Source organism: Nonomuraea cypriaca (assembly GCF_015645445.1).
GTDB lineage: Bacteria > Actinomycetota > Actinomycetes > Streptosporangiales > Streptosporangiaceae > Nonomuraea > Nonomuraea cypriaca.
On record NZ_JADOGI010000086.1, the window covers coordinates 1 to 18999 of the forward strand.

At 70.4% G+C, this 18999-nt stretch carries 18 protein-coding genes; 7 read left to right on the forward strand and 11 right to left on the reverse strand.

The annotated features are described in order from the left end of the window. Positions 1-32: 32 nt before the first annotated feature. Genes ITP53_RS26515 through ITP53_RS26525 form a run of 3 tightly spaced genes read right to left on the reverse strand, consistent with a single transcriptional unit; the run spans position 33 to position 4341 of the window. Positions 33-1985, reverse strand: coding sequence for an ABC transporter ATP-binding protein (locus tag ITP53_RS26515; protein WP_207756455.1), 1953 nt, complete (start codon positions 1983-1985; stop codon positions 33-35). Continuing rightward, positions 1982-3718, reverse strand: coding sequence for an ABC transporter ATP-binding protein (locus tag ITP53_RS26520; RefSeq protein ID WP_195898161.1), 1737 nt, complete (start codon positions 3716-3718; stop codon positions 1982-1984). Before ITP53_RS26520 ends, ITP53_RS26515 begins: the two co-directional genes overlap by 4 nt. Continuing rightward, positions 3718-4341: a TetR/AcrR family transcriptional regulator gene (locus tag ITP53_RS26525; protein ID WP_195898162.1), complete on the reverse strand. Its 624-nt coding sequence runs from the start codon at positions 4339-4341 to the stop codon at positions 3718-3720. The genes ITP53_RS26520 and ITP53_RS26525 overlap by 1 nt, the downstream gene beginning before the upstream one ends. 141 nt (positions 4342-4482) lie before the next feature. Between ITP53_RS26525 and ITP53_RS26530 the strand changes: the two genes are divergently transcribed. Both ITP53_RS26530 and ITP53_RS26535 read left to right on the forward strand, forming a co-directional pair. Then, positions 4483-4689, forward strand: coding sequence for a hypothetical protein (locus tag ITP53_RS26530; RefSeq protein ID WP_195898163.1), 207 nt, complete (start codon positions 4483-4485; stop codon positions 4687-4689). 258 nt (positions 4690-4947) lie between these two features. Then, positions 4948-6168 carry a flavin-dependent oxidoreductase gene (locus tag ITP53_RS26535; protein WP_195898164.1) on the forward strand — a complete coding sequence of 407 codons (1221 nt, stop codon included), beginning with the start codon at positions 4948-4950 and terminating at the stop codon, positions 6166-6168. Positions 6169-6252: 84 nt separating this feature from the next. Here the strand turns inward: ITP53_RS26535 and ITP53_RS26540 are convergent, their stop codons facing one another. Then, positions 6253-7254, reverse strand: coding sequence for an SDR family NAD(P)-dependent oxidoreductase (locus ITP53_RS26540; protein WP_195898165.1), 1002 nt, complete (start codon positions 7252-7254; stop codon positions 6253-6255). A 247-nt stretch (positions 7255-7501) separates the two neighbouring features. Between ITP53_RS26540 and ITP53_RS26545 the strand changes: the two genes are divergently transcribed. After that, positions 7502-8989, forward strand: a complete 1488-nt coding sequence (locus tag ITP53_RS26545; RefSeq protein WP_195898166.1) for an MFS transporter — start codon at positions 7502-7504, stop codon at positions 8987-8989. Between the two features lie 68 nt (positions 8990-9057). Here the strand turns inward: ITP53_RS26545 and ITP53_RS26550 are convergent, their stop codons facing one another. Beyond that, positions 9058-9492, reverse strand: a complete 435-nt coding sequence (locus ITP53_RS26550; RefSeq protein WP_195898167.1) for a cupin domain-containing protein — start codon at positions 9490-9492, stop codon at positions 9058-9060. A gap of 162 nt (positions 9493-9654) precedes the next feature. On the opposite strand from ITP53_RS26550, the gene ITP53_RS26555 reads away from it, so the two are divergent. The 4 genes from ITP53_RS26555 to ITP53_RS26570 all read left to right on the forward strand — a co-directional run bounded on the left by ITP53_RS26555 (position 9655) and on the right by ITP53_RS26570 (position 13863). Then, positions 9655-10146: a hypothetical protein gene (locus ITP53_RS26555; RefSeq protein ID WP_195898168.1), complete on the forward strand. Its 492-nt coding sequence runs from the start codon at positions 9655-9657 to the stop codon at positions 10144-10146. 243 nt (positions 10147-10389) lie between these two features. After that, positions 10390-11745, forward strand: coding sequence for a GntP family permease (locus tag ITP53_RS26560; protein ID WP_195898169.1), 1356 nt, complete (start codon positions 10390-10392; stop codon positions 11743-11745). 10 nt (positions 11746-11755) lie between these two features. Beyond that, positions 11756-12946: a CaiB/BaiF CoA transferase family protein gene (locus tag ITP53_RS26565; RefSeq protein ID WP_195898170.1), complete on the forward strand. Its 1191-nt coding sequence runs from the start codon at positions 11756-11758 to the stop codon at positions 12944-12946. Further along, complete coding sequence (locus ITP53_RS26570; protein ID WP_195898171.1) at positions 12946-13863, forward strand: beta/alpha barrel domain-containing protein; 918 nt, start codon at positions 12946-12948, stop codon at positions 13861-13863. Before ITP53_RS26565 ends, ITP53_RS26570 begins: the two co-directional genes overlap by 1 nt. On the opposite strand, the gene ITP53_RS26575 is transcribed toward ITP53_RS26570, so the two are convergent. The 6 genes from ITP53_RS26575 to ITP53_RS59410 are packed head-to-tail and all read right to left on the reverse strand — an operon-like array spanning position 13851 to position 18998. Next, positions 13851-14630, reverse strand: coding sequence for an IclR family transcriptional regulator (locus ITP53_RS26575; protein WP_195898172.1), 780 nt, complete (start codon positions 14628-14630; stop codon positions 13851-13853). The genes ITP53_RS26570 and ITP53_RS26575 overlap by 13 nt on opposite strands. A 44-nt stretch (positions 14631-14674) precedes the next feature. Then, the gene (locus tag ITP53_RS26580; RefSeq protein ID WP_195898173.1) at positions 14675-15574 is read right to left on the reverse strand and encodes an amidohydrolase family protein; all 900 of its coding nucleotides are present in this window, start codon (positions 15572-15574) and stop codon (positions 14675-14677) included. Then, complete coding sequence (locus ITP53_RS26585) at positions 15571-16809, reverse strand: VWA domain-containing protein (RefSeq protein WP_195898174.1); 1239 nt, start codon at positions 16807-16809, stop codon at positions 15571-15573. The genes ITP53_RS26580 and ITP53_RS26585 overlap by 4 nt, the downstream gene beginning before the upstream one ends. Then, positions 16802-17662: an AAA family ATPase gene (locus ITP53_RS26590; protein ID WP_195898175.1), complete on the reverse strand. Its 861-nt coding sequence runs from the start codon at positions 17660-17662 to the stop codon at positions 16802-16804. The genes ITP53_RS26585 and ITP53_RS26590 overlap by 8 nt, the downstream gene beginning before the upstream one ends. Then, positions 17659-17961: an EthD family reductase gene (locus tag ITP53_RS26595; RefSeq protein WP_195898176.1), complete on the reverse strand. Its 303-nt coding sequence runs from the start codon at positions 17959-17961 to the stop codon at positions 17659-17661. The genes ITP53_RS26590 and ITP53_RS26595 overlap by 4 nt, the downstream gene beginning before the upstream one ends. Positions 17962-17987: 26 nt before the next feature. Then, a complete protein-coding gene (locus ITP53_RS59410; RefSeq protein ID WP_195898177.1) occupies positions 17988-18998 on the reverse strand; it encodes a xanthine dehydrogenase family protein molybdopterin-binding subunit in 1011 nt (336 codons plus the stop codon). Position 18999 lies beyond the last annotated feature (1 nt).

Consider the following 18999-nt stretch of genomic DNA (forward strand, 5'->3'; position numbering starts at 1 on the left):
AGGCCGGGTGCACGACGGGCGGCGGGAGAGCTCTAATCCACCTCCACCACGGCCTGGGTGAACTGGGCGGAGTACAGCCGGGCGTAGGCGCCTCCCGCGGCCAGCAGCGACTCGTGCGTGCCCTGCTCGACGATCCGCCCGTTCTCCATGACCAGGATCAGGCTGGCGTCGCGGATCGTGGACAGCCGGTGGGCGATGACGAAGCTGGTACGCCCCTCGCGCAGGGAGCTCATCGCCTGCTGGATGAGCACCTCGGTCCGGGTGTCGACCGAGCTGGTCGCCTCGTCCAGGATCAGGATCGCCGGCTCGGACAGGAACGCCCGGGCGATCGTGATCAGCTGCTTCTCGCCCGCGCTGACCGTCGCGCCCTCCTCGTCGATCACCGTGTCGTAGCCGTCGGGCAGCGTGTGCGCGATGCGGTCCACGTGGGCGGCCTCCGCGGCGGCCTCGATCCGTTCGCGCGTGGCGCCCTCCGCGCCGTAGCCGATGTTCTCCTCGATCGTGCCGCCGAACAGCCAGGCGTCCTGCAGCACCATGCCGATGTTGGAGCGCAGCTCCTCCCTGGACATCTCGGCGATGTCGACGCCGTCGAGCGTGATGCGGCCGCCGGTCACCTCGTAGAAGCGCATGATGAGGTTGACCAGCGTCGTCTTGCCCGCTCCCGTGGGGCCGACGATGGCCACGGTCTGGCCGGGCTCCACGGTCAGCGACAGGTCCTCGATCAGCGGCCGGTCCGGCTCGTAGCGGAAGGACACGTTCTCGAATGCCACCCGGCCCCTGACCTGTGCGGGCCGCGCGGGCTTGTCCGGTTCCTGGGACTGCTCCGGAGCCTCGAGCAGCTCGAAGACCCGCTCGGCCGAGGCGACGCCCGACTGCACCAGGTTCGCCATGCCGGCCACCTGGGTCAGTGGCTGGCTGAACTGCCGCGAGTACTGGATGAAGGCCTGCACGTCGCCCAGCGAGATCGAGCCCGAGGCCACCTTGAGCCCGCCCACCACCGCGACCAGCACATAGTTGAGGTTGCCGATGAACATCATCGCCGGCTGGATGAGACCGGAGATGAACTGGGCGCGGAAGCTGGAGGTGTACAGGGCCTGGTTGTGCTCGGTGAAGGTCACAGCGGCCTCCTTCTGCCTGCCGAACGCCTTGACCAGCGTGTGGCCGCCGTACATCTCCTCGATGTGGCCGTTGAGCTTGCCCGTCGACGACCACTGCTTGATGAACTGCGGCTGCGACCGCTTGCCGATGACCGTGGTGACGTAGACCGACACCGGCACCGTGACCAGCGCGATGAGCGCCAGGATCGGCGAGATCCAGAACATCATCGCCAGCACCCCCACGACCGTCAGCACCGACGTGATGAGCTGGCTCATCGTCTGCTGCAGCGACTGGGCGACGTTGTCGGTGTCGTTGGTGGCGCGGCTGAGGATCTCACCGCGCGACTGGCCGTCGAAGTAGCTCAGCGGCAGCCGCCCCAGCTTGGCCTCGATCCGCTCGCGCAGCCGGAACGCCGCCCGCTGCACGACGACCGTGGTCAGCCGGAACTGCACGATCCCGAGCAGCGCGGCGAGCAGGTAGATCGCCAGCACCCAGCCCAGCACCTGGGCCAGCGCGGTGAAGTCGATGCCTTGGCCGGGTACGACGCTCATCGACGACACCATGTCGGCGAACGTGTCCTGGCCGTCGGCGCGCAGCCCCGCCACGGCCTGCTCCTTGGTGGCCCCCGTGGGCAGCTGGGCCCCGATGATGCCGGAGAAGATCAGGTCAGTGGCGTTGCCCAGGATCTTGGGACCCGTCACGGTCAGCGCGACGCTGGCCGCGCCGAGGACCAGGATGACGATCAGCAGAGCGCGCTCGGGGCGCAGCAGGAGCAGCAGGCGGCGGAGTGAACCGCCGAAGTCCAGGGCCTTCTCGGCGGGCCCGGACATCATGCCGCCAGGACCGGCAGCCGGCTGAGGACGGCGCGGGGGCGCCTGAGTCGTCATGCTACGGCCTCCTCTTCGGTGAGCTGGGACAACACGATCTCGCGATACGTCGGGCAGGTGGTCATGAGCTCGGCGTGGTCACCGGTGCCGACCACGCGGCCCTCGTCGAGCACGAGGATGCGGTCGGCGTCGCGGATCGTGTTCACGCGCTGGGCCACGATGATGAGCGTGGCGTCGCTGATCTCCCTGGCCAGCGCGGCGCGCAGCCGGGCGTCCGTGGCGTAGTCGAGGGCGGAGAAGGAGTCGTCGAACAGGTAGATCTCGGGCCGGTGCACCAGAACCCTGGCGATGGCCAGGCGCTGGCGCTGACCGCCGGAGACGTTCGTGCCGCCCTGGGAGATCGGCTCCTCCAGACCGCCGGGCATCTCCTCGACGAACTCGCGGGCCTGGGCCACCTCCAGGGCCTGCCACAGCTCCTCGTCGGTCGCGTCGGGCCTGCCGTACCTGAGGTTGGAGGCGACGGTGCCGGAGAAGAGGTAGGGCGACTGCGGGACCAGGCCGACCGCCCGGGAGAGCACGACCGGATCGAGATCGCGTACGTTGACGCCGTCGACCAGCACCTCGCCGTCGGTCGCGTCGAACAGGTGGGGGATGAGGTTGAGCAGCGTCGTCTTGCCGCTGCCAGTACTGCCGATGATCGCGGTGGTACGGCCGGGGCGTGCCACCAGGCTCACCTCGCTCAACACCGGCTCCTCGGCGCCCGGGTAACGGAAGTCCACGGACCGCAACTCCAGTTCGCCGAGATGTCGGTCCGGGGCGATGGGGTTGTCCGGCGGGTGGACGGTCGGCTCGGAGTCGAGCACCTCCTCGATGCGCTCGGCGCAGACCTCGGCCCGCGGGATCATCATGAACATGAACATCGCCATCATCACCGACATGAGAATCTGCATCAGGTAGGAGATGACCGCGGTCAGCGCGCCCACCTGCATGGACCCGTCGGCGATGCGGTGGCCGCCGAACCACACCACGGCGACGCTGGACACGTTCACCACCAGCATGACCGAGGGGAACATCAGCGCCATCAGCCGCCCGACCCGCAGCGACACGTCGGTCAGCTGGTCGTTGGCCACGCCGAAGCGCTCGCGCTCGTGCCTGTCGCGGACGAAGGCCCTGATCACCCGGATGCCGGTGATCTGCTCGCGCAGCACCTGGTTGATCCGGTCGATGCGCTCCTGCATCGTGCGGAAGTGCGGGCGCATCCGCACGACGATCAGGCCCACGATGACGATCATCACGGGCAGCACGACGAGCAGCAGTGACGACAGCGCCACGTCCTGGCGCAGCGCCAGCACGATGCCGCCGACACACATGATCGGCGCGGCCACCATCATCGTGAACGCCATCAGCACGAGCAGCTGGACCTGCTGCACGTCATTGGTGGTACGGGTGATCAGGGACGGCGCGCCGAACCTGTTGACCTCCTGGGCGGAGAAGTCCTGCACCCGGTGGAAGATCGCGGCCCGCAGGTCCCTGCCGAGCGCCATCGAGGTCAAGGCGGAGTAGTACACGGCCACGATCGAGCAGATGATCTGGACGAGCGTCACACCGAGCATCACCAGCCCGATGCGGGCGATGTAACCGGTGTCGCCCTTGACGACGCCGTCGTCGATGATGTCGGCGTTGAGTGTGGGGAGATAGAGCGTGGCCAGCGTCTGGACGAACTGGAAGAGGACGACAAGCGTGATCTCTTTCCCGTACGGCCTGAGCTGGCCCCGCAGGAGACGGAGCAGCATCAAGAGGGGCTTTCTGTTGAAGGGGTGGAGGAGGGCCGCACGAGCAACCCGTCGAGCAGAACGGAGACGATCTCCTCGTCGTCCATGTCTCCGAACTCGCCGTCCTGGCCGAAGCCACGGTGCACGCTCACCGCGATCAGCATGAGCAGCAGCTGCGCCGTGGCCTCGGGAGAGCGGCGCAGCCGGTCGCGATCGGGCTCGACCAGAAGCGCGAGCCCGGCAGATATCCGACGCCGGCCGTCGATCATATGTTCGCGGAACTCGGCGTCATCGGCCATCAGCTCCCTGGGCGCGGCGATGAGGTTGGCGTTGGCGCTCATCCCTGCCCGCAACATCGTGACCGCCTCGCACAGCCGTGTGCGCAGATCGGTCCGCTTGCCGATGGCCGCCAGCGCGTCCACCGCCGGCTGCGGGTCGAACGCGCTCATCAGCGCCGCCCGCAGCAGCGAGGCCTTGTCGGGGAAGACACCGAAGATCGTTCCCTCGGCCACGCCCGCGGCCTCGGCGATCTGGCGGGTGCTCACCACGGTGCCGTACTCGCGCAGCAAGGGGAGCGTGGCGGCGATGAGCGCGGCACGGCGGTCTTCTGGCGCCATGGCCGGCACCCTTCGCCTTCTGGTCATGTGGCAAAGCCTACTGAGCGAGTACTCACTCGTTCAAATGGTTATATTTCAGCCCCCGCCGCTCGACGAGCCGCCAAGCATGCTCCTTGGCCGACTCCAGGCGCAACTCCAAATGTCGGCGGGCTGCCCTACTGTCGCCCCATGACCAACGCCTGGGACGCCGTCGGCGCGGCCATCGACGCCGAGGACTTCCCCGCCGTCGCGACCCTGATGATCGGATACGACGACGCGCAACGCCGCGAGGTGGCGCGCGAGTTACCCGGATATCTGCCGATCGCCCGCCGCCTGCACGCCCGGCTCACCTCGAACCAGGACACACCCGGCGACTTCGCCGGTCTGGAAAACTGATTCTGCGCTATGCTGTCGCTTCAAGATCATGTTGAACGTGTCCGCACGTCCCCCCTCCACTGGAGCGTTCATGCCCGCACTCAGGCGCCCGTTCTTACTCACACCCGCTCCCGGACACGGCGGAGGTGGTCCGCGACCCGCTGAGGCTGACGGCCGGCAGAAGGCGGGCATCGCCCCGCCCCATCTGATGATCGGTAAGGCACTGATCCTCCAGGGAGGGGCCTCATGACGACGCAGCCCCCGCGAGGAGACAGTTCCATGCGCGTGGTCATCGCCGGCGCCGGCATCGCCGGACTGACCGCGGCCCTGAGCCTGCACGCCGCCGGGATCACCGATGTGACCGTCCACGAGGCGGTGGAGGAGATCCACCCGCTCGGCGTCGGCATCAACATCCTCCCGCACGCCGTACGCGAGCTCATCGAACTCGGCCTGGGTGACCGCCTGGCCACGGTCGGCGTGGCGACCGCGGACCTGACCTTTCTCGCGCCCCACGGACACCGGATCTGGTCCGAGCCCCGCGGGCTGAACGCGGGCTACCGGTGGCCCCAGTACTCGATCCACCGGGGCCGGCTGCAGACGATGCTGCTGGAGGCGGTACGCGAGCGACTCGGCCCCGGAGCGGTGGTGCTGAACTCCCCCATCACCGACCTCGACCATGACGCGGACCTGCTCGTCGGCGCCGACGGCATCCGCTCCAGCGTCAGGCATGCCCTGTTCCCCGACGAGGGCGAGCCGCTGCCGGGCGGCGACGTGCTGTTGCGCGGCACCACGTACAGCAAGCCGTTCGAGGGCGGCAGATCCATGATCATGGTCGGCGACGACACGCAGAAGATCGTCATCTACCCTATCGCACCGCCCGCCGACGACGGCATCCAGCTGATCAACTGGGCCATCCAGCGCACGACGGACATCGAAGGCGTGCCCGTGGGCGACTGGAACCGGCCCATCGACGTGGAGAAGGTTCTCCCCCACGTGGAGGGCTGGCACTGCGACGAGCTGGACATCACCGCGCTCATCGCGAACGCGAACCAGGTGTTCGAGTATCCGCTCGTCGACCGTGACCCGTTGCCGCGCTGGTCGACGGACACGGTGACGCTGATGGGCGACGCGGCGCATCCGATGTACCCGACCGGCTCCAACGGCGGCACCCAGGCCGTCATCGACGCCCGCGTCCTGGCGTACGCGCTGGCGAACGGCCTGGGCCTGGAGTTCTACGAAGAGCAGCGCCGGACCGTCACGAACAACGTCGTGCTGGCCAACCGCGGGGACGGACCCGAGGTCATCCTGAAGCTGGCCCACGAACGCGCCCCGCAGGGTTTCACCGACATCGAGACCGTCATGCCGCTGGCCGAGCGCGAGGAGATCGCTCTCCACTACAAGAAACTGGCCGGTTTCGAGCCCGCCACGCTCAACGCACGCCGGAGCTGGTCGGTAGACCCCCAGGCGTCCACGGAGGTCTCCTCCGCCCCCTCACCGTAAACGAGAGGCAGGGTTGAGGCGGCCCGGCCCGGTTCGCCCACGGCCGCTGTCGCCTCTGCCCGGAAGCCGCGCCCGTGCGGGACGTCACGCCTTGATCAGCGTCTCGCTCAGCTCCCAGAGCCGCTGGGCGGACTTGGGGTCGATGGCGTGCGGCGCGACGGTGGCCGCGGGCATCTCGTCGCTGGTCATGTCGAAGGGCTTGGGGTCCTCGTCCAGCGGCTCCAGCGGCGAGATGTCGTTGTCCTTGAGGTAGACGCCGCCGATCTCGGCGAGCAGGGGGCTGGTGGCCGCGAACACGCTGGTGCTGGCCCCCTGCTGCGGTGTCTTCTTCCCGTTGTGGGGGTCGATGATCGGCCGGCCGGACTCGTCGATCAGTCCCATGGCCCGCAGCGCGTCCTCGCCCACCGCGCTGTTCAGGTCCGTGCCGGCGACGATGCCCGGGTGTACGGCGTACCCGTGGATCCCGTCCTGGGCCCATCGGCGGTCCAGCTCGACGGCGAACAGCACGTTCGCGACCTTGGACTGGGCATAGGCGAGGTTGGGGTCGTAGCCGCCGGTGGTGAAGTGCGGGTCGTCCCAGCGGATGTCGGACAATCGCTGGGCGCCGGATGACACGTTGACGACGCGGGCGCCGCGCGCGGCGCGCAGTGCGGGCAGCAGGCCCAGGGTCAGCTGGAAGTGGCCCAGGTGGTTGGTCGCGAACTGCGACTCGTAGCCGCGCGCGTCCTGGACCAGTTCCGCGGGCGCCGGGAGGCCGGCGTTGTTGATCAGGACGTGGAGCGGACGGCCGGAATCGAGGTAACGGGCCACGAAGGCGTCGATCGACGCCGGGTCGAGCAGGTCCAGCCGGCTGACCTCGACACGCTCGATCCCGGCCAGCGCGACCGCGGCGCGGTCCGGGTCGCGCGAGCCCACGGTGACGGAGGCACCGGCTTCGCTGAGCGCTCGGGTGGTCTCCAGGCCGAGCCCGGCGTGGCCGCCGGTGACGATGACGTTCGTGCCGGCCAGCTCGATGCCCGCGAGGACGTCGGCGGTCGTCGACGCGGCGGTGAACCCTGTCCCGATGGGGTGCTGCTTGTGAGTCATGAGACCAGCCCTTCGAGGTCGCGGTCGAGGTGTGGTCGGTGCTTTCGCACGCCGCATCCCGACTGAAGCGGAATGTCTTTCCGGAACTATACGGAAAGGCATTCCGGTTGGCAAGCGCGGAAGCGACGTGACGGAGAACACAGCGCCGACCGGCTCTGCACGTCCGGGCAACGATCATCGGATGGCAAGAAGCTCTCGACCGCTCCGACCAACCAGCGAAACGTCGAGAGAACAGGAAGCTTCGGATATGCGAGTCAACCGGGCATGGCTGGGACTGGTCGTCCTCATGCTGCCGACACTGCTCGTCGGGATGGACATGACGGCATTGCTCCTCGCGCTGCCACAGCTGAGCGCCGACCTGGGCGCCACCAACGTCCAGCAGCTGTGGATCAGCGACGGCTACGGATTCATGGTGGCCGGCCTGGTCATCACGATGGGTACGCTCGGCGACCGGATCGGCCGCCGCCGGCTGCTGATGATCGGCGGAGCGGCGTTCGCGGTGCTGTCGGTGGTGGCCGCCTTCGCGGGCAGCCCGCTGATGCTGATCGTCGTGCGTGCGCTGCTGGGCGTCGCCGGCGCGATCCTGGCGCCGTCCACACTTGCCCTGATCACCACCATGTTCCGCGACGAACGACAGCGCGGGCAGGCCATCGCGATCTGGGCGACCTGCCAGTTCACCGGCGGCGCGCTCGGACCCGTACTCGCCGGATTCCTGCTCCAGCACTTCTGGTGGGGATCGGTGTTCCTGGCCGCCGTGCCCGCGATGGTGTTGCTGCTGCTCGCCGGGCCGGTCCTGCTGCCGGAGTTCCGCAGCGAAAAGGCCGGGCGGCTGGACCCGGCCAGCGTCGGGCTGTCGCTCGTGGCGGTGCTTCTGATGGTTTACGGCATCAAGCAGCTGACCGTCGAGAGCGTGTCCGTCGTGCCGGCGGTGGCCCTCGTCGCCGGCGCGGCCATCGGTTTCCTGTTCGTACGCCGGCAACTGCGGCTGGAGGCGCCGCTGCTGGACCTGCGGCTGTTCCGCAACCGCCCGTTCACGGCCGTACTCGTCGCGCTGGTCTTCGCCGGCATCGCCATGGCCGGCACGGGCCTGGTGGTGACCCAGTACCTGCAGAGCGTGCTGGGCTTCTCGCCGGTCGCGTCGGCGGTGCTGTTCGCGCCCATGGGCCTGGGCACGGCGGTCGGCACCATGGCCGCGCCGGCGCTGGCCCGGCGGATGAAGCAGACGACCGCGATCGCCTGCGGGCTGGTGGGTTCGGCGCTGGGCAGCCTGCTGCTGGTCGGCGTCGACGGTGCGGGTGCCCTGCCGCTGGTGATGATCGGCATCGCCGTACTGGCGCTGGGCACCGGCCCGCTGTTCGCGCTGGGCACCGGGCTGGTCCTCGGGTCCGTACCGCCGGAGCGGGCCGGCTCGGCGGCGTCGATGTCGGAGACCGGCAACTACTTCGGCGGTTCGCTCGGCTTCGCGCTGCTCGGCGTGGTGGCCGCGGTGGTCTACCGCGGCCAAATGGACGGCACGTCCGACTCGCTGGCCGGCGCGGTCGCCGCCAGCCGGCACCTTCCCGCCGAACAGGGCGCGGAACTGCTGCACACCGCGCGGGAGGCGTTCACCGCCGCCCTGCACGTCACCGGCGTCGTCGCCGCGGTCATCTTCGCCGGGCTGGCCGTGCTGACGGTGACGATGCGCCCGGCGACCCGGACCACCCCGGCCGCGCTCCCCGAGGTGACTCGCTCATAGAACCCCGCGCTCGAGCCGGCGGCGCCGCCGGCCGAACGCTGAGGGCGGGAACCCGGTTCCCGCCTTCTTCAGGCGGCGCGGCGGTCTCGCCGGGCTTCCAGCTCCTCCGGGCTGACCACGGTCAACATCGGCTGCCCGGGCGCACAGAACATCGTCACCACGAACGCGGACTCCTCGTCGGCGAAGTGGTTGCCGTCCTGGTAGTGGATCACGTCTCCGCCCGGCTCCCAGAACGCCTCACCAGCCCGGACAACCCGCACGGGCTCGCCTTCGAGCTCGAAGTTGATGGCCCCCTTGATCACGAACCCGTACGCGGGCCCGGAGTGCCGGTGAGGCGGCGCACCAGGGCTGTTCGGCGGCAACGTGACGTGGATCGTCATCGCCTCGGCCCCCTCCGGCGCGGGCGGCGCCCCCGGCACGGTGGCGACCACGTCGATCTGCGGCGGGGGCCCGCTCTTGTCGGGGTTCTCGAGGTGGTGAGCGTGCGCGTGATCGGTGCTCATCAGGCGTCCTTCGCGGTAACTGGCCGGCTCGATCCGGCCGTGCACCAGTTCAGACAAGACAGCGCCCCGATGTGTGACAAAGCGCCTTCGTTCCTGTCACAGCTCGCCGAGCTGTCCTGTCCAGAAGGGTGTGACCATCGACTACGGCATCGAGATCGCCTGATGCATCTCTTCCTCCACACGGTGGCGGTATCGGCCGGCTGCGTCCTGGCCCTCGTCCCTGCCCTGCTGCCCGCCGTGCGGCCCGCCAGGAGGTGGCCGCACGTCGTCATGGCGCTCGGCATGGCGGCCGGCCATCTGGGCGGCGTGTTCCTCGCCGTCGCGGTGCTCGCGCTGCTGACCGCCGGCTGGCTCTGCGGCTCCCCCGCCCGCCGCGCGGAGACCGGTCATCACATCCAGGACTTCGTGGTCATGTCCCTCCTCTTGGTGCTGACGGCGTTCAGCGGGCCCGCTCTCGCCGGCGCTTCGTCCGGGCACCCGCATGGAGGCGGGTCGCTTGCCACGGTGGCCCTGGTCATCGGGCTGGCCTGGACCTGCGCTCGGCTCATCCGCGTGCTGCCCGAGCGGAACTCGGATCGGAGGGCGTTCAACCAGGATGCGTGCTCGGCCGGAATGGCGGCCAGCATGGCCTGCATGGCCGCGTTGGCACTCTGATGCCATCGAAATAAGGTAATAAATTCGCCAAGCTTGCATTAATCACCTAACCCGCCACTGTCGTGGACTCCGACGTCTGTTCGGCAGCAAGTACGGGACATCGGCCGACCCCGAGGCACCCCGAGATGCGGCTCGACCTGCTGGTGAGCGGCCCGGCAAACACCAGTCCAATTCCACATCGTGAGTATATTCTCATAAAGTGAGCCAATTTTGACCGCGGGGCTTACGTGATGGGACGGGCAAATGTCAGACATCGGGACGCTGGCCAATACCGCGGTGGCCGTTGTCGGCATTGTCGTGCTGATCGTCAAGCTCAGGTTCAACCCCGTGATCGCCCTGGTGATCGGCGCCGGCTACCTCGGGCTCGTCACCGGGATCGGGGTGACCAGGACCGCGGAGACGATCAGCTCGGGTTTCGGCGACATCATGGCCGAGATCGGCTTGCTGGTCGCGTTCGGTGTGCTGATGGGGGCGATCCTCAGGGACCTGGGCGCGATCGAACGGCTGGTGCGGACGCTGCTGCGGGTGTTCGGCCCCGAGCGGATCCCCTACGCCATGTCGCTGACCATCGCCACGCTGCTCCAGTCCGTGTTCCTGGACGTGTTGCTGGTCATCTCCGCGCCGCTGGCGCGCGGCCTGGCCGGCAAGCTCGACCGCTACGGGACCGCCCGCATGGCCACCGCGCTGGCGATCGGCCTGGAGAGCGGCATCATCTTCACCGTCCCCGGCGTCGGCGCTCTGACGCTGGCGGCGCTGCTGCACGTCCCGCTCGGCAAGTACCTGCTGTGCGGCCTCGTCGTGGTCGTGCCGACCGTGCTCATCGCCACCGCCATCACCACGTTCTTCCTGGTCCGCGGCTGGTGGAAGCCGGAGTCCGACGAGGAGTCCTTCGTCGAGGAGCCGGCCGACTCGGGGCCGGGCGGGGGCGACGGCGTCGCCGTACAGGTCAGGACCGAGCCCAAGCTCATCGTGCTGTTCGGCCCCATACTGATCTCACTCGTCCTGGTCGCGACCGGCGCCCTGGCCAAGACGGCGAAATGGGACGACCCGGCGCTGACGTTCGTCTCCAGCCCGGTGATCGCACTGCTGATCGGCCTGGTCGGCACCTGTTTCGTCGGCCGGCACGCGCTCGGCCAGGACCGCGTGGAGCAGGCCATGGCCAAAGGGCTCAAGGAGAGCGGGCCGATCCTGCTGCTCAACGGCGTCGGCGGGTCGCTGGCCGCGATGATCAAAGCGGCCGGGCTCGGCGCCGTCCTCGGCAAGCACTTCGCGGCCGGCGGCGTGGCCCCGCTGATCGTGGTGTGGGTGATCGCGGCCGTGCTGCACGTGGCGGTCGGTTCGGTGACGATCTCGGCCATCACCTCGGCGGGACTGCTCGCGCCGCTCGCACCGGCGCTCGGCCTCGATCCGGTGCTGGTCGCGCTGGCCGCCGGCGCCGGCTCGCTGTTCATGGTGCATCTGACGAGCAACACGTTCTGGCTGCTGCAGTCGCTGCTCGGACAGAGCACCAAGGGGACGTTGAAAACGTGCTCCGTGGGGGTCTCCGTGGCCTCGGTGGTCGCGATGGCACCGATCCTGGCGCTGAGCATGATTCTTTGAGGAGGCATCGATGGACGGGTTGCCGCTCACCGGCATCCGGGTTCTGGAACTCGGCAACTACATCGCGGGACCGACCGCCGCGCGCCTGCTCGGCGACTTCGGCGCCGAAGTGATCAAGGTCGAGCGGCCGGGCCGCGGGGACGAACTGCGCAACTGGCGGCTGCACGCGGGCAGCACCTCCATCTTGTTCCGCACGATCAACAGGAACAAGAAGTCGATCGTGCTCGACCTGCGTACGGCGCGGGGCCGCGACATCGTCCTGGAACTGGCCGGGCACTGCGACATCCTGATCGAGAACTTCCGTCCTGGCACGCTGGAGCGGTGGGGTCTCGGCCCCGACGCGCTGGAGCGGGCCAACCCCGGCCTCGTGGTGGTGCGCATCTCGGCGTTCGGCCAGACCGGGCCGCTGGCCGACCGGCCTGGGTTCGCCGCCGTGGCCGAGGCCATGGGCGGCCTGCGCCACCTGATCGGCGAGCCCGACCGCCCGCCCTCCAGGGTCGGGGTGTCGATCGGCGACTCCATCGCCGGGCTCTACGCCGCGTTCGGCGCCCTGCTCGGCCTGCACCAGCGGCGCACCGGAGGCGGACGGCAGCCGGTGGACGTGGCCCTGCACGAGTCGGTGTTCTCGATGATGGAGTCGCTCGTCCCCGACTACCTCGCCCACGGCGTGGAGCGGCAGCGCGCAGGCGGGCGGATGGAGGGCATCGCGCCCACCAACGCCTACGAGTGCGCGGACGGCACCAGCGTGGTCATCGCGGGCAACGGCGACGCGATCTTCCGCCGGTACATGGAGGCGATCGGCCGCCCGGACCTGGGCGCGGACCCTTCGCTGCGCACCAACTCGGGCCGCTGGGCACGCCGTGACGAACTCGACGACGTCATCTCCGCCTGGACCCGTGCGCGTACCCGTGACGAGGTGCTCAAGGTCCTCGACGACGCGGGGGTCCCCGCCGGGCCCATCTACACCGCGGCGGACATCGCGCACGATCCGCAGTACGCCGCCCGCGACATGATCCAGGAACTGCCCGTGGACGGCCGTCCCGTCGGCTTCCCCGGGATCGTCCCCGTTCTCGGGGAGAAGTCGCTACCCGTCAGGAGCCTGGGACCGGACCTGGGCACGCACACGCGCGAGGTGCTGGCCGGCGTGCTGGGCAAGTCCGACGCCGAGATCGACGCGATGCTCGCGGAAATGGAGGAGTGATGCTGCGCGACGTGACCCTGCGAGACGGGCTCCAGCTCACCGGCAAGCCGCTGCCGGCCGAGGTCAAGCTCGCGCTCGCCCGCGAACTGCTCGGCCTGGGAGTGCCCAGCCTGGAGATCGGCTCGCTGGCCAGGCCCGACCTGGTGCCGCCGATGGCCGGCACGCTGGAGGTGATCGCCGGGCTCACCGCGGAAGAGCTCGCCAGGTGCTGGGTGTGGGTGGCCACACCCAAGCACGTACGGCGGGCCGCGGAGGCCGGCGCGGTCAACTTCCAGTACTGCCTGTCTGCCTCCGACACCCACAACCGCGCCAACCTCGGCCGCCCGGCCGAGGCCAGCCTGGCCGCGATGCCGGCGGCCGTCGAGGAGGCGCACGCGGTGAACGGGCGGATCCAGCTGTGCGTCGCCACCTCCTTCACCTGCCCGTTCGAGGGCACGATCCCGGAGGAACGCGTGCTGGAGATCGCCGGCGATCCCCGCACGTCCGGCGCCGCGGACGTCGTCGTCTGCGACACGCTCGGGCAGGCGATCCCGGCGCAGGTGACCTCGCTGATCACCAGGGTGCGCGCGGAGAGCCCCGGGCGCGACGTCGTCTTCCACGGCCACGACACCTGGGGCATGGGCGTGGCCAACTCGCTGGCCGCCCTGGCGGCCGGGGCCACCACGGTCGACGGCGCGCTCGGCGGGCTCGGCGGCTGCCCGTTCGCGCCCGGCGCCGGCGGGAACACCTCCTCGGAGGACCTGCTGTTCGCCACCAGGCCCGGCTGGCTCGACCCCGGCGTCTTCGCCCGGCTGGTGACGCTGTCGGAGACGCTGCTGGCCGAGCTGTCGGAGCCGAACAGGTCGCGGGCCGTCCAGGGCGCCCGCTCGAAGGCCGCCGCCTTCGAGTGGGTGCTCGGCCCCGCTCAGGCCGGGTAGCGCCCGCCCAGCGTCCTGGTGATCCGCTCGGCATGCTCGACGAGCACGTCCACCCAGGCCAGGCACTGCTCGTACGGCATGCGCAGGGTCGGCCCCATCACCATCAGCGCGCCCACCAGGTCGGCCGCCGAGTCGAACACCGGAGCCGCCAGCCCGGACGCCCCGTCGACCCGCTCCCCCACGGTGATCGCGCAGCCCTCGCCCCGCGTGCGGGCGATCAGCCCGCGCAGCTCGCCTGGATCGGTGACGGTCTGCTCGGTCAGCTGCGGGAGGCTCCCACGGAGCACCTGCTCCGCCAGCTCGGGGTTCCAGGCCAGCAGCACCCGGCCCGCCGACCCGACGGTGATGGGCGCGATCTTGCCGACGTACATGTCGCGCCGGAGTGCGTGATGCGTCTCCGCCACCGCGACGCACACCCGGTGCACCCCCTCGGCGCGGAAGAAGCACGCGGTCTCCCCCGTCTTGTCCCGCAGCTCCTTCAGCACCGGGTTGACCACGGACAACACGTCGAAGTCCTTGACCGCGGCGGCCGCCCAGTAGGCCATCCGCACCCCGACCCTGATCAGGTCGCCCGACCTGTCCAGGAAGCCGTGCGCCACCATGTTGGCCACCAGTCGCTGCAACGTGGACATCGGCAGCCCGGTGGCCTGCTGCAACTCCCGCAACGTCACGGCCGGCCGGGTGAGCGAGAAGGAGTTGAGTATCTCGGCTATCTTCCCCAGCACGAGCAGCGGTTTCCTGGCCCCGCCCTGGTCGTCTCTCCCCACCCCATGACTTTACGGGACCGTACGTGCCGCCTTCCGAGGACCGGTCACAACCGGTAGACCCGGGTGGCCGTCGCGGCGAACACGTCCCCTGTCTCCTGCGCGGATCGGCCGGCGAGCACGTCCCGCCAGGTGGAGACGAGGGTGGCGAGGTCGGTCCAGAGCTTCTCGATCGGGAAGTTGCTGCCCCACATGCAGCGGCCGGAGCCGAACAGGTCCAGGCAGGTGGCCGTCACCATCTCGATCAGCGCCCGGTCCACGCGATGCACGAAGGTGCCCTGACCGGTGAGCTTCACCACGACGTTGGGCCGCTCGGCCAGGAGCCTCATGCCGCGGGTCCACTCGGCGATGCCCGCCGGCCCCGGGTCCACCGGCATCCCGGCGTGGACGAGCACGAACGTCACGCCGGGGAAGTCCTCCACCAGGGCCGCGGCGTCGGCCATCTGCGCGGGGAACACCTGGAGCTCGAACAGCCAGCCGAGGTCGGCGAGCGCGGCGATGTTACGCCGGAAGACGGGGTCCTTCATCCGGTCGGGGGCGGCGGCGAAGCGGAACTCCGGCCGCTCGTGCCAGTGCAGTTGCAGGCGGGTGCCCCGGACGAGCGGGGTGATGGCGGCCTGGCGGCGCATGACCTCGACCGCGCCCTCGTCGAACAGGTCGGCGCAGCCCACCACGGCGGTGGGCCAGCCGGTCTCCGCGTGTACCTCGCGCAGCCACCGCACCTCGTCCACGGAGCGGTCGAGCGGCCAGTTGGCCTGGACGTAGACCGCCGAGGTGATGCCGCAGGCGGTGGCCTCCGCGGCGTACTCGGACGCGGGATAGTCACGGCGGATCGGCTCGTACGGGCCGAAGATGCGCGGGACCATCTCCCCCTGGAGCCAGGGCAGGTCGGCGGCGCGCCAGATGTGGTGGTGGGAGTCGACGATTCCGGCAGGAGTGTGGCTCATGGTGTCGTTCCCAAGGATCGCAGGGCGGACCAGCGCCTCGCCGCGAGGTGGCGGGGGCCGGACAGGACGGCGGGGAGGCGGCGGACCTCCTCCAGCGCGGTGCGCAGATCCCGGACTCCGCCGAGGTGGTCCAGGCTCGGGAGCTGGGCGGCCATGGCGCGGGTGACGGGGCGGTAGGCCGGCGAACAGGCCAGCGGAGACCACCAGACGAGCCGGTGGCCGAGCCGCGACAGGCGGGCCGTGGCGCGCGCCATGGGAGCGGGGTCGCCGCGTTCGAGCCCGTCGGACAGCACGATCACGAGCGCTCCGCGGGCGAGCGCCACGAATCGGGGGTTGCCCAGGAAACGTTCCAGCGCCGCGCCGATCGCCGTACCGCCGTCGGCGTCCGTGACCAGCCTCGACACGGCTCGCAGCGCCTGGCCGGCGTGCGGGTGCGCGAGCGCGGCGGTGATCCGGGTGAGCCGGGTGCCGAAGGTGAACACCTCGGTACGGGCCGGCGCCGCGCGCAGCGCGGTGTGCGCGGTACGAAGCAGATCCGGTGTGTGCCGCCGCAGCGAGCCGGAGACGTCGATGAGGATCAGCAGACGACGCGGGCGCGGTGGGCGGGCCAGGCGGCGCAGCTCGATGATCTCCCCGTGGTGGCGGTGGGCTCGCCGCCACGCGTGCCGCACGTCCAGCCGGTCCCCCGACCTGGCAGGGCGCCGCCGCCGTGACGGGACGGCGGGCAGCACGGCGGGCCAGGCGGCTTCGAGCGCGCGCATGAACACGGCCCGGTTCTCGCCGGTCCTGCCGAAGTCGCGTGTGCCGTAGGTGCTCAGGGTGCTGGCCTCGACGCCGTCGCCCGGCCGCGCCTCGCGGGGCGGCGGGTCGTCCTCGCCCGGTCCGCCGGGGGCCTGCGCGCCGCCGTCGTCCGCCTCGGGCGGCGGGCCGTCGGGCCCGGGGCCGCCTCGCCGGAACCAGTCATCGAAAACGCGGTCGAAGGCGGGCAAGTCGGCCACGTCCTGGAGCAGGGTGATCCGGGCGTACCAGTACAGCGTGTTCAGGTCGGGCGGCGGGGACTCGGCGATCGTCCGCAGCAGGTCCGCCCGCTTGGTCGGCGCGGCGGGCACGCCCGCGCCGCGCAGCGCGGTCAGGAACCCCCACAGGTGGTCCGCGGCTCGCGCGGCCGGGTCAGGCACCGCGGGGCCGTCCCCCTGCGCGGCCGGATCAGGCACCTGCGCGGCCGGGTCAGGCATCGCCGAACACCTCCTCGGCGTGTTCGAGGAGCAGCCGGGTGTCCTCCTCGTCCTTGATCAGCAGGCCGAGCGCCCGGCGCAGCGCAACGGGCCACGGGCCACCGCCCTCGGCGAGCGCCATCGCACCGCGGCCCCACTCCACCGACTCGGCGATGCCGGGCCTCTTGAGCAGCGGCAACCGGCGTACCCGCTGCACCGCCCGTACCAGCCCCTCCGCCGCCTCTTCCGCCATCCCGGGAACCGCCGCGCGCAGGATCGCCCGCTCTCGCCCCGGCTCGGGAAAGGCGATCCAGTGGTAGAGGCAGCGCCGCTTGAGCGCGTCGTGCAGTTCGCGGGTGCGGTTGGAGGTCAGCACGACGATCGGCGACGTGCGCGCCCGTACGGTGCCCAACTCGGGGATCGTGATCTGGAAGTCGCCGAGGAACTCCAGCAGGAACGCCTCGAACTCGCTGTCGGCCCGGTCGATCTCGTCGATCAGCAGCACCGCGCCCCGCTCGGCCTGCACGGCGCGCAGCAGCGGCCGGCGCAGCAGGAACTCCTCGCGGTACAGGTCGCCGACGTCCTGGCCGCGGCTCTCCGCCACCCGGACCTGGAGGAGTTGCTTGGGGTAGTCCCACTCGTACAGCGCCTGACCGGAGTCCAGCCCTTCGAAACACTGCAGGCGGATCAGGTCCAGGCCGGTGACGCGCGAGAGCACCGAGGCGACCTCGGTCTTGCCGACGCCCGGCTCTCCCTCCAGCAGCAGCGGCCGGCCCAGCCGCAGCGCCAGGTGGATGGCCGTGCACAACCCCTCATCCGCGAAGTACCCCTTCCCCTCCAGCGCCGCGGCCAGTTCGCCGGGGTCGGTGGTCACAACTGGGCGTGCTCGGTGGTCAGCAGATGGACGCGCTGGGAGGTGTGCGCGGCGGCGTCGGCCGCCGCGGCCTTGCCGTGCTCGGAGCCGAACGCGGCGACGCGGGCGTCCTCGTCGTCGAAGTAGAGCTCGTTCACCGAGTCGTACGCCCCGCCGTCGCCGTTGGTCACGCTCACCGTGTACTTCCGCAGGCCGGGCAGCTTCCTGGCGAACTCGACGTGGTCCTCCACCACCCACTTCGCGAACTCCTCGTGGGACAGGCCCTCGGCCCGCTTGAGCAACGAGACGACTTTCAACATGGTTCCTCCTTGGATTTTCGGTTACCTCAGCCGCTTTCGCCGCGCAGGGCGTCCAGGCCGCGCAGGACACGTTCGGGGGTGAACGGCATCGAGTCCAGGCGCACGCCGCAGGCGTCGAAGATCGCGTTGGCGATGGCCGGGATCGGGGCGTTCGCCGTCATCTCGCCGATCCCCTTCGCCCCGTACGGCCCGTTCGCGGAGGGGCGCTCCAGGAACAGGCTGTGCTGGACCGGGATGTCGGCGGGCCCGGGCATCAGGTACCCGGCGAAGTCGCGCGGCCCGTGGTCGCGCCACGGGTAGTAGGGCTCGGTGGTCTCGAACAGGGCGTGTGACACGCCCATCCAGGCCCCGCCCTCCACCTGCTGCGTCGCCATGGCCGGGTTGAGCGCCCGGCCGACCTCGTAGGCGTTGTACAGCTCCAGCACCTCCACCACCCCGGTCTCGTCGTCCACCTCCACGACGGCGGCCGTGCACGCGTGCGCCTGGCAGGAGTCGGGGTCCATCTCCCCCGTCTCGGGCACCGGCGCGCTCGGCTCCTTGAGGTAGATGCCGCGGCCGGAGATCGTCCGCCCGTGCTTGAAGTGCGCGGCCAGCGCCAGGTCGGTGATGTGGATGCCCTTCTCCTCCGCGCCCTTGAGCCTGATGAAGCCGGTGCCGTCGGTCTCCAGGTCGGCGGCGTCGACCTCCAGTTCCTCCGCGGCGACCTCCAGCATCACGGCGCGCGCCTCGGCCGCGGCCATGATGACGGCGTTGCCCACGCGGTGGGTGCCGCGGCTGGCGAAGGTGCCCATGCAGTGCGGGCCCGTGTCGGTGTCGGCGGTGTCGACGAGCACGTTCTCGATCGGCAGGCCGAGCGTCTCCGCGGCGCACTGGGCGGCGATCGTCTTGATGCCCTGACCCAGGTCCACCGAGGACAGCGAGATCACGAACGTGCCCGTGGTCGTGGCGTGGATCAGCGCCTGCGAGGGGTCGCCGCCCAGGTTCATGCCGGTCGGGTAGTTCACCGAGGCGTACCCGCGCCCCCGTAGCCTCGCCATC

Excerpts from the sequence above, each read along its gene's own strand:
- ITP53_RS26560 (WP_195898169.1), top strand. The coding sequence starts at position 10,390 with ATGTCAGACATCGGGACGCTGGCCAATACCGCGGTGGCCGTTGTCGGC.
- ITP53_RS26570 (WP_195898171.1), top strand. The coding sequence starts at position 12,946 with ATGCTGCGCGACGTGACCCTGCGAGACGGGCTCCAGCTCACCGGCAAG.
- ITP53_RS26565 (WP_195898170.1), top strand. The coding sequence starts at position 11,756 with ATGGACGGGTTGCCGCTCACCGGCATCCGGGTTCTGGAACTCGGCAAC.
- ITP53_RS26595 (WP_195898176.1), bottom strand. The coding sequence starts at position 17,961 with ATGTTGAAAGTCGTCTCGTTGCTCAAGCGGGCCGAGGGCCTGTCCCAC.
- ITP53_RS26520 (WP_195898161.1), bottom strand. The coding sequence starts at position 3,718 with ATGCTGCTCCGTCTCCTGCGGGGCCAGCTCAGGCCGTACGGGAAAGAG.
- ITP53_RS59410 (WP_195898177.1), bottom strand. The coding sequence starts at position 18,998 with ATGGCGAGGCTACGGGGGCGCGGGTACGCCTCGGTGAACTACCCGACC.
- ITP53_RS26540 (WP_195898165.1), bottom strand. The coding sequence starts at position 7,254 with ATGACTCACAAGCAGCACCCCATCGGGACAGGGTTCACCGCCGCGTCG.
- ITP53_RS26555 (WP_195898168.1), top strand. The coding sequence starts at position 9,655 with ATGCATCTCTTCCTCCACACGGTGGCGGTATCGGCCGGCTGCGTCCTG.
- ITP53_RS26550 (WP_195898167.1), bottom strand. The coding sequence starts at position 9,492 with ATGAGCACCGATCACGCGCACGCTCACCACCTCGAGAACCCCGACAAG.
- ITP53_RS26530 (WP_195898163.1), top strand. The coding sequence starts at position 4,483 with ATGACCAACGCCTGGGACGCCGTCGGCGCGGCCATCGACGCCGAGGAC.
- ITP53_RS26580 (WP_195898173.1), bottom strand. The coding sequence starts at position 15,574 with ATGAGCCACACTCCTGCCGGAATCGTCGACTCCCACCACCACATCTGG.
- ITP53_RS26545 (WP_195898166.1), top strand. The coding sequence starts at position 7,502 with ATGCGAGTCAACCGGGCATGGCTGGGACTGGTCGTCCTCATGCTGCCG.
- ITP53_RS26525 (WP_195898162.1), bottom strand. The coding sequence starts at position 4,341 with ATGACCAGAAGGCGAAGGGTGCCGGCCATGGCGCCAGAAGACCGCCGT.
- ITP53_RS26585 (WP_195898174.1), bottom strand. The coding sequence starts at position 16,809 with ATGCCTGACCCGGCCGCGCAGGTGCCTGATCCGGCCGCGCAGGGGGAC.
- ITP53_RS26535 (WP_195898164.1), top strand. The coding sequence starts at position 4,948 with ATGCGCGTGGTCATCGCCGGCGCCGGCATCGCCGGACTGACCGCGGCC.
- ITP53_RS26515 (WP_207756455.1), bottom strand. The coding sequence starts at position 1,985 with ATGACGACTCAGGCGCCCCCGCGCCGTCCTCAGCCGGCTGCCGGTCCT.